At 58.3% G+C, this 13,156-nt stretch carries 11 protein-coding genes and 3 tRNA genes; 8 read left to right on the top strand and 6 right to left on the bottom strand.

Going from position 1 to position 13,156, the window contains the following annotated elements:
* The first annotated feature begins 85 nt into the window (after positions 1-85).
* Genes ACLI1M_RS09540 through ACLI1M_RS09530 form a run of 3 tightly spaced genes read left to right on the top strand, consistent with a single transcriptional unit; the run spans position 86 to position 3,056 of the window.
* On the top strand, positions 86-1,249 hold the full coding sequence (locus ACLI1M_RS09540) for an ABC transporter substrate-binding protein (protein WP_411706541.1): 1,164 nt from the start codon (positions 86-88) through the stop codon (positions 1,247-1,249).
* Positions 1,249-2,304, top strand: coding sequence for a FecCD family ABC transporter permease (locus ACLI1M_RS09535; RefSeq protein WP_411706540.1), 1,056 nt, complete (start codon positions 1,249-1,251; stop codon positions 2,302-2,304). The genes ACLI1M_RS09540 and ACLI1M_RS09535 overlap by 1 nt, the downstream gene beginning before the upstream one ends.
* Positions 2,295-3,056 (top strand): ABC transporter ATP-binding protein, encoded by a 762-nt coding sequence (locus ACLI1M_RS09530; RefSeq protein WP_411706539.1) that lies wholly within the window; start codon positions 2,295-2,297, stop codon positions 3,054-3,056. The genes ACLI1M_RS09535 and ACLI1M_RS09530 overlap by 10 nt, the downstream gene beginning before the upstream one ends.
* A 178-nt stretch (positions 3,057-3,234) precedes the next feature.
* On the opposite strand, the gene ACLI1M_RS09525 is transcribed toward ACLI1M_RS09530, so the two are convergent.
* Positions 3,235-3,307: transfer RNA gene (locus ACLI1M_RS09525), tRNA-Lys, on the bottom strand.
* 170 nt (positions 3,308-3,477) lie between these two features.
* Between ACLI1M_RS09525 and ACLI1M_RS09520 the strand changes: the two genes are divergently transcribed.
* Together ACLI1M_RS09520 and ACLI1M_RS09515 are read left to right on the top strand one after the other, a co-directional pair.
* Positions 3,478-4,749: an Ig-like domain-containing protein gene (locus ACLI1M_RS09520; protein ID WP_396335057.1), complete on the top strand. Its 1,272-nt coding sequence runs from the start codon at positions 3,478-3,480 to the stop codon at positions 4,747-4,749.
* A gap of 29 nt (positions 4,750-4,778) precedes the next feature.
* Positions 4,779-5,735 (top strand): MsnO8 family LLM class oxidoreductase, encoded by a 957-nt coding sequence (locus ACLI1M_RS09515; RefSeq protein ID WP_200288705.1) that lies wholly within the window; start codon positions 4,779-4,781, stop codon positions 5,733-5,735.
* A 28-nt stretch (positions 5,736-5,763) separates the two neighbouring features.
* On the opposite strand, the gene ACLI1M_RS09510 is transcribed toward ACLI1M_RS09515, so the two are convergent.
* Positions 5,764-5,839: transfer RNA gene (locus tag ACLI1M_RS09510), tRNA-His, on the bottom strand.
* Between the two features lie 49 nt (positions 5,840-5,888).
* Positions 5,889-6,536 carry an oligoribonuclease gene (orn, locus tag ACLI1M_RS09505; protein ID WP_248099428.1) on the bottom strand — a complete coding sequence of 216 codons (648 nt, stop codon included), beginning with the start codon at positions 6,534-6,536 and terminating at the stop codon, positions 5,889-5,891.
* A 211-nt stretch (positions 6,537-6,747) separates the two neighbouring features.
* Here orn and ACLI1M_RS09500 point away from each other — a divergent pair, with 211 nt between their 5' ends.
* Positions 6,748-8,289, top strand: a complete 1,542-nt coding sequence (locus tag ACLI1M_RS09500) for an alanine/glycine:cation symporter family protein (protein ID WP_248099430.1) — start codon at positions 6,748-6,750, stop codon at positions 8,287-8,289.
* On the opposite strand, the gene cmrA is transcribed toward ACLI1M_RS09500, so the two are convergent.
* The 3 genes from cmrA to ACLI1M_RS09485 form a co-directional block, all read right to left on the bottom strand.
* Positions 8,286-9,086, bottom strand: coding sequence for a mycolate reductase (gene cmrA / locus ACLI1M_RS09495; RefSeq protein ID WP_248099431.1), 801 nt, complete (start codon positions 9,084-9,086; stop codon positions 8,286-8,288). The genes ACLI1M_RS09500 and cmrA overlap by 4 nt on opposite strands.
* A 94-nt stretch (positions 9,087-9,180) precedes the next feature.
* A tRNA-Arg gene (locus ACLI1M_RS09490) sits at positions 9,181-9,254 on the bottom strand.
* 39 nt (positions 9,255-9,293) lie between these two features.
* Positions 9,294-10,223 carry a LysR family transcriptional regulator gene (locus ACLI1M_RS09485; protein WP_248099433.1) on the bottom strand — a complete coding sequence of 310 codons (930 nt, stop codon included), beginning with the start codon at positions 10,221-10,223 and terminating at the stop codon, positions 9,294-9,296.
* A gap of 54 nt (positions 10,224-10,277) precedes the next feature.
* On the opposite strand from ACLI1M_RS09485, the gene ACLI1M_RS09480 reads away from it, so the two are divergent.
* Entirely contained in the window at positions 10,278-12,329 is a 2,052-nt protein-coding gene (locus tag ACLI1M_RS09480) for a cytochrome c oxidase assembly protein (protein ID WP_248099435.1), read from the top strand.
* A gap of 182 nt (positions 12,330-12,511) precedes the next feature.
* Positions 12,512-13,153 carry a single-stranded DNA-binding protein gene (locus ACLI1M_RS09475; protein WP_248099437.1) on the top strand — a complete coding sequence of 214 codons (642 nt, stop codon included), beginning with the start codon at positions 12,512-12,514 and terminating at the stop codon, positions 13,151-13,153.
* Positions 13,154-13,156 lie beyond the last annotated feature (3 nt).

The raw sequence follows: 13,156 nt of genomic DNA, 5'->3' as shown, positions 1-13,156 counted from the left end.
GGTTACCTTACTTAATCAGATTAGGATGTCCTATGTAAGGCCCTTTGCGTTAACTGCGAGGGCATCCAACGACCAAGGACTAAAAATGGCTCATACCACCTTCAAGGTAATGGCGGTTGTGGCGGCATCGGCAACCGCACTCGTCGGCTGCGGCGCAGCTGAGGAAGTAACTGGCGGCTCCAGCGGCGATGCTGAGTTCTCCTTCACCGATATCATCGGCCGTGACGTGGAACTGGATAAGGCTCCCGATCGTGTGATTTTGGGGGAGGGCCGATCGATTTTTGCTACCGGTGTACTCGACCCCGATAATCCACTGGACAAGGTCGTTGGCATCGGAACGGATCTCAAGCAGACCGTGCCGGATTACTACAAGGCGCTGGAAAAGGAACTGCCGTCCGTAAACGAGGTTCCAGAGATCGGCGGCTTTACCAAGGGCGATGTCACCGTGGAAAAACTCGTGAGCCTAGACCCGGACCTCATTGTCCTCTCGCTGGATCAATATGATGCCTCTCGCGAAGCTGGTCTGACCGACAAGATGGACCAAGCTGGCTTGAAGTATGCGGTCACCGATTTCCGCCGCGACCCGCTGGAGAGTACGCCCAAGACTATGGACATCTTCGGCGAGATCTTTGGCCAAGAGGATCGCGCTGAGGAATTTAACGCGGATTGGCAAAAGACCGTGGACTTGGTAGAGGAGCGCGCGGAGAAGGTTAAGGATAAGCCAAAGACCTTCGTCTGGCGCTCGGCCGGCGTTTCCGATTGCTGTGGTTCGTGGAACGATTCCAATATCTCCCAGCTGGTCAACGCGGCCGGTGGCGAGAATGTCGGCGATAAAGTCATTCCGGGCGAGTCTGGCACGATCACCCCGGAAAAGGTCCTGGAATCTGACCCGGATATGATCATCGCCACCGGTGGCGATTGGTCTGAGATGAAGGACGATGAAGGCCACCCTGTCGGATACGCTGCAGTGGGCTACGGCATCGATGAAAAGGAAGCCAAGGGCAGTGTGGCTAAGCTGCCGGGTAAGCAGGCTGGCTTCGATAAGCTGCGTGCGGTCAAGGAACACCACTTCCACAGCATGTGGCACCAATTCTATAATTCGCCGTTTAATTACCTAGCGTTGCTGCAGGTGGCCGAGTGGATCGACCCGGAGGCGTATGCCGATATGGACGTCGCCAAGCAGTGGATGGATGCGCAAGAAAAGTACTCGCCGATCTCTGGCGAGGGAACCTTCTTTAGCACCAACTAATGGAGGGCGCAGAGGTAGCCGCCCTCGCGCGGCAACATAAGAGGTTAACCTGGCAACGCATAGGCATCGTTGCGGGCCTGACGCTGATTGCGGCCGTGGCCTTTATTATCAGCAACTTTGTGGGCGCGATTGATATCAGCCCGGCCGAGGTCATGAAGGGCATCGTGAATCCCGCGGGGCTGGATGACCAGACGCGCACGGTGCTGTGGCAGCTGCGCCTGCCCATGGCCGTGATGGCCGTGCTCATCGGCATGGCCCTGTCTTTGGCCGGCGCGGAAATGCAGACTATCCTCAACAATCCGCTGGCCGAGCCTTTTACCCTCGGAATTTCCGCGGCCGCCGCGTTTGGCGGCGCCACCTCCATCGTGCTCAAGTGGCAGCTGATTGCACAGCCGCAGTTCAACCTGGCGCTGATGGCGTGGCTTGCTGCCGCGGTGGCTACGGCCATTATTGTTATCGCGGCCGTCATCCGTGGCGCGAAGGCAGAAACCATGGTGCTGCTTGGCATCGGCTTGGTGTTCTTCTTCCAAGCCATGCTGGCGCTTATCCAGTACCAGTCCTCGGCCGAGGCGCTGCAGCAGATCGTCTTTTGGTCCATGGGCTCTCTTACCCGCGCCAATTGGGCGGCTAATGGCGTGCTGGCGGCCGTGCTGATTATCGCCCTGCCCATCCTATGGGCGCTGGGCTGGCGCCTTACTGCCTTGCGGCTTGGCGACGCCCGCGCCACCGCCATGGGCATCAATACCTCCCGTCTGCGCGTAGTAGTGCTCATCGTGGTTTCGCTCGTTGCGGCGACCACCGTGGCCTTCGCAGGCATCATCGGCTTCATTGGCTTGGTGGGCCCGCACATCGCCCGCATGCTGGTAGGCGAGGACCAGCGTTACTTCCTGCCGGCCTCCATGGCGGCGGGTGCAGCCGTGATGTGTGCAGCGCATGCGGTGAGCCTGATGATTAAACCAGGCTTGGCTATTCTTATTGGCATCGTTACTTCGCTGCTGGGCGTGCCATTCTTCATTGCTATCGTCATGACCCGAAGGAGGGCACTGTGGACGTAGAACTGACTATTTCCGGCCTGAGTGCGGCCTATGGCAAGCATCGCGTGCTGGAGTCCGTGGATGTGGAAAAGCTCCACGGCGGGCAGCTAGTTGGCCTTTTGGGGCCGAATGCCTCTGGCAAGACAACGCTTATTAAGTCCCTAGCCGGCGTGCACCGCGGCTGTGACGGCGAGGTGGATTTCCGCGTCGATGGCACGGCCCCGCGCGGCAAGCGACGCCGCCAGCTTATCGGCTACGTGCCGCAGGACCTTACGAGCACGGCCGCGCTGCGGGCCTTTGAAGCCGTGCTGATTTCCGCGCGCCGGGAGGCCTGCGAAGACCCGATTACACGCACGGGTGAGGTACTGCACTCCTTGGGGCTGGATGCGATTGCTTCGCGCTACCTCAATGAGCTCTCTGGTGGCCAGCGTCAGCTTGTGGCGGTGGCACAGATGCTGGTGGGAAATCCAGGCCTCATGCTTCTCGACGAACCCACGTCCGCCCTCGACCTCCATCACCAGATCTTTGTCTTGGATGAGGTCCGTGCCAAAGCACAGCGCGATGGCAGCCTGGGCCTTGTGGCCATCCATGACATCAACCTGGCCGCGCGCATGTGTGACCAGCTGGTGGTGCTTAAAAAGGGTCATATTCGTGCTCAAGGTAGCCCTGCGGACGTTCTCACGGGGGAGCTCGTGAAGGGCGTGTATGGGGTAGAGGCGGACGTCGTCCAGCATGGCGGCGCTCCACTCATTGCCCCGTTGCGGGTGAGATAGCACAAGGCCGGGTAATCGCCCGGCCTATTTTTATTAGTTTTAGTGGTGAGCCATCAGGCATCTGGTTTCTTGGCGCCGTGAGCACATAAGTCATGTGCGGCGCGGTGACAAGGACTGGCTCATAAAAAGAAAAATCTCGAGGTGCCGTTCTAAGAACAACGCCTCGAGATTCGTATTGTGCGCCATCAGGGAATCGAACCCCGAACCCACTGATTAAGAGTCAGTTGCTCTGCCAATTGAGCTAATGGCGCATTGTTGACTTCCTGCCGTGTGGCTCTCTGTGCAACGAGTAGATACTCTAGCAGCCATTCTTTAAAAGTGTAAAATCGCCTGGTCAAAGCGGTTTTTAAAGGGTGTATAACAAATTGGTTAATGCCTGAAGTGGCTTCTGGTAATTGGCGGAGGGAGACGCTAATCTATGTTGGTCTTTGAAAGCAGCAATTACGTGTCTAAGGGCAACTCAGTGAAAAATTCCCTCCCTATCGCGCGCCGTCTCGTAGCGGCCGTGGGCGTTGCGTGCATTTCCCTAGCCGCCGCCTCCTGCTCCTCTGATTCCTCAGCCGAGAATCAGGCTGCCGACCAAGAATCCACCGCCGCCGCACATGCGGATGGAGACAAGGACGGCGGCAAAGAGTCCGACAAAAAGAAAGACGGCCTTGTAGCCTCCGTAAAGGACGGGGCGACGGATGTAGATCCGTCCAAGCCTGTCACCGTGGAGACCACGGGCAAGCTCAAGAGCGTCACCATGACCAATGAAATGGGCGTGGAAGTTAAAGAAAAGCTCTCTAAAGACGCCAAGACGTGGTCTACTGCGGAGGACTTGGGCTATAACCACACTTATTCCATCGTGGCCTCCGATGTAGATGGCAACAAGAAGAGCCTCAGTTTTTCCACCCCGCAAGCAGCGGGTGTTGCCGAAGTCTCGCTTTCCCCTATCCCGGATTCTGAAGTCGGCGTCGGTCAGGTTATTGGGGTGAATTTCGGTGTGCCAATTACGGACCGGAAGGCGGCTGAAAAGACCATTACTGTGAGCACTAACCCCAAGGTGGAAGGCGCTTTCCACTGGGTCAATAACCAGGAGGTGCGCTGGCGTCCGAAGGATTACTGGGAGCCGGGCACTAAGGTTGAAGTAAAGGTGGACCAGTATGGCAAGGACCTAGGTGGGGGAATCTATGGCGGTGAAAACGCCAAGACGAATTTCACCATCGGTGACCGCACGGTGGCCATTATTGATAACGCCACCAAGACGATGAAGGTCTTTAAGAATAAGAAGTTCTTGCGTGCCATCCCGGTCTCGCTGGGCCGCGATTATCAGTACGATACGCCCAATGGCCGCTACGTTATCGGCGATGAGCACCCGCAGCTAGTCATGGACTCGGAGACCTTTGGCCTAGCCCATGACGCGGGCGGCTACCGCACGACCGTGGACTGGGCTACGCAAATGTCTTATTCCGGCATCTATGTCCACTCCGCTCCGTGGTCCGTGTGGGCGCAGGGCAATACCAATACGTCCCACGGTTGCGTCAACGTGACGCCGGAGGCTGCGCAGTGGTTCCAGGAGACGATGAAGCGTGGCGACGTGGTGCGGGTATTCAACACCTACGGCGAGACGCTTAATGCGTTGGACGGTCTCGGTGACTGGAATATGTCCTGGGACGAGTGGTCTAAAGGTAACACGGACGCTAATCAGTAGCGGCTAGGGGCCGCGCAAGGCACAAGCGCATGGCTACAGTGGTGGCCATGCGCTTTTCTGTTTTGGACCGCGGGGCAGCCGGCCCACTGGATCAGGTGGCCGAACACGCCCGGCACGTAGAGAAGTTAGGGTTTCAGCGCTTTCTAGTGGCCGAACATCACGGTGTGCCGGGAATACCAGCGGGGCAGCCGGGGATGCTCGCGGCGCACGTTGCGGCACAGACGCAGCGCATTCGGGTGGGCACGGCCGGCATTATGTTGCTCAATCACCCGCCGTTTCTGGTGGCCGAGCAGATTAATCTCCTCGAGGCGCTGTATCCCGGGCGCATTGATATAGGGATTGGCTCCTCCGTCGGGTTTACCGCGCCGGTGCGAAAGGCGCTGCGCCAGGGGGAGCCGGCCGAGGTGAAGCAGCGCTTCGAGACGGAGCTAGCCACGCTCTTGCGCTACCTGCGCGGCGAAGAGGCGGTGACGGTCAGGCCTGAGTATAGGGGCACCCCGCTCTATGTTTTGGCGGGCTTTCGCTCGGCAATGGTGGCGGCAAAGTTGGGACTTGGTGTCATTCTGGGCGGTCCTGTAGCCACGCAGGAGGCCGCTGCGCGAGTGTATCGCGAACATGCGCTTGCCGACGCCCCGCCTATTATCTCTTCGCTCAATATCGCCGTTGCCGAGACGTCCGCGGCCGCCCGTGATCTCTTGTTGCCGGAAGCCTATGCGAAGGTGCGAGCGCAATCGACCGGCGAGTTCGCGACCTTGCGGCCGGCGGGCGAGCTGGACATGGATGCCCTCACGGGGCAGCAGCGACGGCGCATTGAGGAGGCGTTGGCCCATGACGTTTGGGGAACGGTGGAGGAAGTGAGGGAGGAACTAAGGGGCGTCGGCAAGCGGCTAGGCGTTAGTGAGTTTGTGGTCACCGGAGATATGCCAGATGTTGCTGGCCGGGCTCGTTCGGAGGAGCTGCTGGCGAGCATGCAGGTAGAAAACTGAAAAAGCCCGAGCGCGAGGCTCGGGCACTTGGGGTGGCTGACGGGACTCGAACCCGCGACACCCAGGATCACAACCTGGTGCTCTACCAGCTGAACTACAGCCACCATCGCTGCGTGAAAGCAACGAGATATAGGTTAACTCACGCCGCCTAAATTACAAAAACGCCTGGTAATCTGCGGTAGTTTCGGCCTTAATCTGCTCCGCCTCGGGGGAGGTGGGGCCCTCATCGGTGCGGAAGACGCTGCGGCGGTAGAAGTCTAGCTCGCGGATGGATTCGATGATGTCCTGCAGTGCGCGGTGGGCCATGCCTTTATCGGGCTGGTTGAAATAGGCGCGCGGGTGCCAGCGGCGGGCAAGCTCCTTGATGGTGGACACGTCGATCATGCGGTAGGGCAGGGCACTATCAAGCCGTGGCATATAGGTGCGGATGAACGTGCGATCGGTCGCAATGGAATTGCCGGCCAGGGGAGCGGGGTGCTCCGGATCGCAGTACTCGTTGATGAGCGCAAGTACGGCATCTTCGGCCTCGCCGATGGAGGTGGTGGACTCGCGGATTTCTTTATCCAACCCGGAATTGGCATGCATCTCGGTGACGAAGGAATCCATCTGTGCCAGCTCCTCCTCGGTGGCGTGGACGACCAGATCGATGCCCTCTCCCAGGATGTTGAGATTGCCATCGGTGATGACGGCGGCGACCTCGACGATGACATGGCGCTCGGGGTCCAGGCCGGTCATTTCCAAATCGATCCAAACGAGGCGGTCGTGCTTTGCGGCAATGTCGGAATGTGGCATGCAGCCCATTCTACTCCCGCCTCCTTTTACCCCTAGATGGGGTACGGGCGGGGTTGTTCTGGAGGGGTGATTGCCACTGGGGAGGGCGGCCTTCCCGCGAGTGTGTTTCCATCCTGCATAAAAATAATTGGTGATTTGCCTCATATACTAGTGTGAGTTAGGGCATACTCTGGGTTATCGCTCTTCATTCGGGAGGTGCGACAGACTTAGGAGAGACCAGATGGCAAACTTCCTCGATGCCCTCAATACCGTAATTTGGTCCCCCGTCTTGGTGTTTTTATGCCTCGGCGCGGGTATTTATTTCACCGTGGTGACACGCGTTTTGCAGGTGCGCTGCATTCCGGACATGCTCAAGCAGATCGTCAACGGAGAAAAATCCGCAGACGGCGTTTCTTCCTTCCAGTCCTTGATGGTTTCGTTATCTGGCCGCGTGGGTGTGGGTAATATCGCCGGCGTGGCCACGGCCATTGCCTTCGGTGGACCTGGTGCCGTGTTCTGGATGTGGGCCGTAGCGCTACTCGGCTCGTCCACCTCGTTTATCGAATGTACGTTGGCCCAGATCTACAAGGAAAAGGACCAAGACACCGGCGAATACCGCGGAGGGCCTGCGTACTACATCGAGAAGGCCTACAAGCACACTAAAGCCGCACCCTTCATGGTGGTCTACGGAATCGTCTTTGCCGTCGCCATGATCCTGGCAACCAGCTACTTCCTTCCCGCAATTCAGGCAAACGCGGTAGCTGCCGCGGCCGATACCGCGTGGGGCGTGAACTCTACCTGGGCGGCCGTTGTCCTGGCGGGCATTTTGGCCATCATCATTATCGGTGGCGTGAAGCGTATTGCGAACTTCGCCACCATCGTCGTGCCCTTTATGGCGGTTATCTACATTGTGATTTCTGTGGTGGTCATGTGCATGAACTTCTCGCAGATTCCAGAGGTCTTCGGGCTTATCTTCAAATCTGCTTTCAATATGGAAGCCGGCTTCTCCGGCATGCTCGGCGCGGCCATCATGTGGGGCGTAAAGCGCGGCATCTACTCCAATGAGGCCGGTCAAGGCACCGGTCCGCAGTCCGCTGCAGCCGCTGAGGTTTCCCACCCAGCTAAGCAGGGCTTCGTGCAGTCCTTTGCGGTCTACGTCGATACGCTCTTTGTCTGTTCGGCTACCGCGTTCATGATCATTTCTACGGATATGTACACCGTCTTCCGCGGTAGCTCCGAGGATGGTGAAATGGTCTACCACGGTTCGCTGCCAGAAGGTGTTGAGGTTGGGCCTGGCTACGTGCAGTCCGGTCTCGATAGCGTCTTTGCAGGATGGGGACCCACCTTCATCGCGGTCTCCATTGCCTTTTTCGCCTTTACGACGGTCCTAGCGTACTACTACATGTCCGAGGTTAACCTGACCTATTTCAACCGGTGGGTACGCTCCCGCGCTGCTCGCCGTGGCCTGATTTGGGTGCTGCGCGCGCTGATTATTGTCTCCGTCATCGTCGGTGCTACCACCAGCCCGGGGGCGGCGTGGGCGCTCGGTGATATCGGCGTTGGCACGACGGCATGGCTTAATATCATTGCCATCCTCTTCCTCCAGGTTCCTGCCATCAAGGCACTCAAAGACTATGAGAAGCAGAAGAAGGCTGGCAAAGATCCGCAGTTCGACCCGGAGGCCTTGGGAATCAAGAATGCAGACTTCTGGGTAGAGCGCAAGCGAGCACGCGGCGAGGACAGCGTGCTCAAAAACAAGGATCTAGAAGACGCCGGGGCTTAGCCCATCTTGGCGTAGAAGCTGCCCACCAGCGGTGCAATTACCGGGGTGGGCAGCACTTGGCTGAGGGTATTCATAGCCTTCGACAAGGGCCCTGGCACCACGCGGCGCTGGTTGCGGCGCATCGCTGCAATTGTTTCTTGGGAGCAAGACTCATAGGTGGTCCACAAAAAATCTGGAACTACCTTGTCCACGATTGATTGGTCTTCTTCGGCGATGGTGGCCTCGCGCACGGGGCCGGGGGCAAGCAGGGTGCAAGAGACCCCGGTGCCCTTCAGCTCGTAGTGCAGGGCCTCTGTAAACGCATTAACGCCGGCCTTGGTGAAGACATAAGTGGCGTTATTGGGGATGGGGATATTGCCCGCGGCAGAGCCGACATTGCAAATGGCGCCGCTGCGGCGCGGCAGCATCCGCTCCAAGGCAGCCCGCGTAAGACGGTGGACGGCAGTGCCGTTCAGCTCAAACTGGGTTGTCTCATAGGACCAGTCCTGGTCCATGAAGGGGCCGAAGCTGGCGATGCCGGCGGAATTAACCAGGATCGACACCTCGTGGGTGGCGATGGTGTCGGTTACGCGGGCGACGTCGTCAGCCACGGCGAGATCCGCCGGTAGGGCGATGGCGTCAATATTGTGGCGCTGCTTGAGCTCCGTAGCGATGGACTCCAGTAACTCGCGGCGGCGGGCCACGAGGATGACGTTATAACCCAGGGCAGCGAAATCCTGTGCCATGGCTTTGCCGATGCCTTGGCTGGCTCCCGTGACGAGGGCATAGGAGGTGCGGGAGGGGGCGGGAAGTGACATGGTTAATCCTTTCCGGGGTGGGGCATGGTGAGACCTAGCGTAAACAAAAAGCCTTGAAGCGGCGAGAAACTCGGCGCCTCAAGGCTTCACACGGTGCCCCCAGCAGGATTCGAACCCGCGACACATGGGGTAGAAACCCACTGCTCTAATCCACTGAGCTATGGGGGCTTATGACCCACTTATAGTAGCCCACGACGGCGGGGAAACCTAAGCCAGGGTGCGCTGCGGGGCGCGCAGGATGTCCACCAAGTCTTGGGCGGCAGCGGTCAGCTCGCGATCCGTGCGGTAGGCCACGATGGCGTAGTAGTGCGGCAGCTCATCGGAAATTGGGCGGTTGATAATGCCCTGTGGCTGCACAGCAGGCGCGCAATTGGGCACGATACTTACGCCTAGGCCACTGGAGACCATGGGAATGGCGCTATTGAGGCTGGCTACCTCCTGGGTCCTTTCTGGCTTGAGGCCAGGGCGGCTATTCCACAGGTCGCTATAGAACTCTGCTAGCTCAGGAAGCTCGCGGCTGCGCGGCGGAATGAGCCAGGTTTCGCCGCGCAGGTCCGCGAGCGAGACGGGAGAGTCTAGCCCTGCAAGGCGTTGGGGTAGGGCGACGGAGTAATCAAACGTGGCCACCTGGTGGATGGTGAGCTCGTGGGCGTAGCGGCGGAGGAAGGCTTTTGGGTCGGATGTCGGCAAAAGCGCTAGGTCTACCTGGCCATCCAGCAGGCGTTTGATGGCGGTGGCCGGCGCGGCGTCGTCCAGCGAGATAGTGGCAGTGGGGTAAATCCGCTTCAGTTCGGCCAGGGCGGAAGGGGTAAATTCCCAGTTCAAAATGGGGGCGGAGGCGAGGGAAACGGTGCTGGCCTTGTCGCCGGTGATTTCGCTGATATGGCGCTGGGTTTCGTTCAGTAAAGCGTCAACCTTGACGGCCGTTTCATAGACATAATCGCCGGCCTCCGTGGTGGAGACGCCGGAGCGCCCGCGCGAAAGGAGCTGGGCATTAAGTTCCTTTTCTAGCTTTCGTATGGAAAGGCTCAGGGACGGCTGGGTCATGTCGAGGGACTCGGCAGCGTGCGTGAAAGAGCCATTGTCTACAACGGCGCGAAAATAAAGAAGTTGACGGGTGTCCATAAGCTCCATCATGGCACATGTAAAGACAAAATGTGTGTTAGGTGGGGAACTAGGTTGCGCTATACAATGCGCACTATGGCAAATGAGCAGGTTAACAGTGTAAATAAGGCGGGGAAGAAACCTCGTTCTTCCTGGGGAATTTATGTCGCAGCGATGCTTATTGCTGGCTTGATCGCTGGTTTCATTTCCCTGTTCCTCCTCGCCGATTCCCTAGCGGCCCTGGGAATTCCAGACCCCGGCCGCATTACCACCTTTGGCCTGCCGCTCTTTCGCGGCTTGGCTTGGATACTCATGGCTTTGTCCATCGGCTCGTTCCTCGCCTCGTCGTTCCTCATTGCTCCGCGTGGAGACCACGCTGCGCTTATCGACGCCCCCTTGTCCGTCGACGGCCACATCGCCGCGCGCACAGGTACCTGGGCTTCCTTTGGTGTGGCGGCCGTGGGGCTAGTGGAAATTCCGCTCATTATGTCCGATCTCACCGGAGCGCCATTTTTTCAGGTATTTGAACCTTCCACTATGAAGATGGCGTTGACGGAAATTTCTACCACCATTGTGTGGGGAATCTCCGTACTCATCGCCCTTGTCGTGGGCGTTCTTGGCCTGTGCGGTCGCGGCTGGTCGATGCAGCCGGTGCTGCTTTTCTTGTCCATCTTGCAGGTTGTGCCCATCGGCATGGAAGGCCATTCCGCGGCTGGTGGTGACCACGACTATGGCACCAATTCGCTCCTGTGGCACTTGGTCTTTGTCATGCTGTGGGTAGGCGGGCTCATGGCGCTAATCGCCCATGGTCGGCGCCTTGGCCCCAATCTCGCCTTTGCGGTAAAGCGTTACTCCGGCATTGCCTTCATGGCCATTGTGGTGCTGGCAGTATCGGGCTTGATCAACACCCTCATCCGCATGAATATCTCCGATTTGGTGGATTCTGCCTACGGCATCATCTTGATCACTAAGTTCGTACTCACGATTTTGCTGGGAATCTTCGGCCTTGCTCACCGCGAGCTCACCATCCCGCAGCTGGGCAAGGATTCGCGCCTTTTTATCCGTATCGCCATTGTGGAAGTAGCGGTTATGGCCGGCACCATTGGCGTGGCCATTACGCTGGGGCGCACCGTGCCCCCAGCGCCGCGCGATCCGAACCTCAACTCGATGCAGATTTTGATGGGCTATGAGCTCTTTGAAAAGCCCACGGTGCTCAACGTGTGGACTATGTTCCGCTTTGACATCATGTTCGGCACCATTGGCCTGCTCTTGGCCGCGGCGTATGGCTACTGCGTCTACCGCGTGCATAAGCGTGGCCTGACGTGGAACAAGGGACGTACTGCATGGTTTATGAGCGGCGCGTTGGGTATGACCCTCGTGATGTCTACCGGCCTGGGACTTTATATGCCAGCGATGTACTCGATGCACATGTTGGTACATATGATTTTGTCGATGGCGGTACCGCTTCTGCTCGTCCTTGGTGCGCCACTGACCCTGCTTATGGAGGCCTTTGAGCCTGGGCCGAAGGGTCAGCCGAGCCTGCATGACTATGCGCTGGCGGCCACCCAATCTAAGGTCGTCGCGTTTATTACCAATCCGTTTGTCAATCTCGTGCAGTACCTATTTTTCCTGTACGTGTTGTATTTGTTCCCGAGCCTGTATCAATTTGCCATCTCGGAACACGCAGGCCACCTTATTATGAACTTTGCGTTCATCGTTTCTGGCTGCTTCTACTTTTGGGAAATCATCGGGCCGGACCCGCTTCCCAATCGTCGATCTACCCCATTCCGCTTGGCCGTGCTATTCCTTTCCATGCCGTTCCACCTTTTTGCTGGTGTATATCTCATGCAGCTGCAAAGCGTGCTGGGTGCCGACTTCTATCAGTATTTGGACCTGCCGTGGGATCAGGATCTGCTCCAAGATCAGCGCGTGGGCGGCGGCATTGCGTGGGGCTTTGGCCAATTCCCGCTGGTCATCGTCTTTGGCAAGCTCTTCCTAGATTGGCTGGGCGATGACCGTGCTACCGCCCGCCGCCATGATATGCAGGCGGATGCGGACGATGATGCCGAATTGGAACGCTATAACGCGATGCTGCAGGATATGGGACACGGCGATGAATCGAGCTTCCGCGGGCGCTAGCCTGTGGATAACCGTTTAAAAATCTCCCCAAACTCTGTCCTTCGTTGACGGATACAACAAGTTATTCACAGGGTTGGGGTCGCCGGCATGGTGTGGCTTGTGCGCCGGTATCAGGATGTGGAAACGAGCGAGGAAAACCACACTCGCCAACTCAACTATCCAGCAAAGGATTTTCTAGCACCATGTCCCAATACCCAATTACCTTGACCGGTCGCCTTACTCGCGACCCAATCTTGACCAAAACCTCCACTGGGGCCTATAAAGCCAAGCTGCGCGTCGCCTCCTCGCGCCGGATCCCGGACCGCCATGCCGACGCCGGTGTGGACAATACGGAAGGACACAACACCAAGGCGCCGCAGTGGCGTGACGTGGATCATCTTTATATCGACGTCGAGATGTGGAATCAATTCGCCATCAATGTGCGCAAATCCCTGGCAAAAGGCATGCCTCTAGTCATCGTGGGGTCTCTCGTTACCGAACAATGGCGCGATGACCAGGGGGCCGATCATTTCCGCACGTATATTAAGGCGCAGTACGTGGGCCTGGACTTGAACCGTCACGTTATCGGTACAAAGCGCCTCGTCCCGCAGTACAACCAGGAAAATATTGTGGTCCCGGAGCTAGGGGACCACGCCATCGAACCGGACGTGGACCACAGCCTGCCGTCGCAGCAGGCGGGGCAGGGAGACACCGCTGCCGATACCGCAGCGGACCGCTACCTTGCCGAACGAGCCGCAGCTGCACGCGGTGGGGAAGAAGATGCCTTCGACGCCGAAGTGGAAGAGGAGGCTGCCGAGGCAGAATCCGCCCCAGTGAACGCTTAAGCG

The sequence above is a fragment of the Corynebacterium sp. LaCa54 genome (genome assembly GCF_046717495.1).
GTDB lineage: Bacteria > Actinomycetota > Actinomycetes > Mycobacteriales > Mycobacteriaceae > Corynebacterium > Corynebacterium kefirresidentii.
Note: the sequence above shows the minus strand (reverse complement) of the source record. Positions and strands in the feature narration are given on the sequence as shown.

Excerpts from the sequence above, each read along its gene's own strand:
- ACLI1M_RS09480 (WP_248099435.1), top strand. The coding sequence starts at position 10,278 with ATGCGCACTATGGCAAATGAGCAGGTTAACAGTGTAAATAAGGCGGGG.
- ACLI1M_RS09535 (WP_411706540.1), top strand. The coding sequence starts at position 1,249 with ATGGAGGGCGCAGAGGTAGCCGCCCTCGCGCGGCAACATAAGAGGTTA.
- ACLI1M_RS09475 (WP_248099437.1), top strand. The coding sequence starts at position 12,512 with ATGTCCCAATACCCAATTACCTTGACCGGTCGCCTTACTCGCGACCCA.
- ACLI1M_RS09500 (WP_248099430.1), top strand. The coding sequence starts at position 6,748 with ATGGCAAACTTCCTCGATGCCCTCAATACCGTAATTTGGTCCCCCGTC.
- orn (WP_248099428.1), bottom strand. The coding sequence starts at position 6,536 with ATGGGCTGCATGCCACATTCCGACATTGCCGCAAAGCACGACCGCCTC.
- ACLI1M_RS09485 (WP_248099433.1), bottom strand. The coding sequence starts at position 10,223 with ATGATGGAGCTTATGGACACCCGTCAACTTCTTTATTTTCGCGCCGTT.
- cmrA (WP_248099431.1), bottom strand. The coding sequence starts at position 9,086 with ATGTCACTTCCCGCCCCCTCCCGCACCTCCTATGCCCTCGTCACGGGA.
- ACLI1M_RS09540 (WP_411706541.1), top strand. The coding sequence starts at position 86 with ATGGCTCATACCACCTTCAAGGTAATGGCGGTTGTGGCGGCATCGGCA.
- ACLI1M_RS09515 (WP_200288705.1), top strand. The coding sequence starts at position 4,779 with ATGGCTACAGTGGTGGCCATGCGCTTTTCTGTTTTGGACCGCGGGGCA.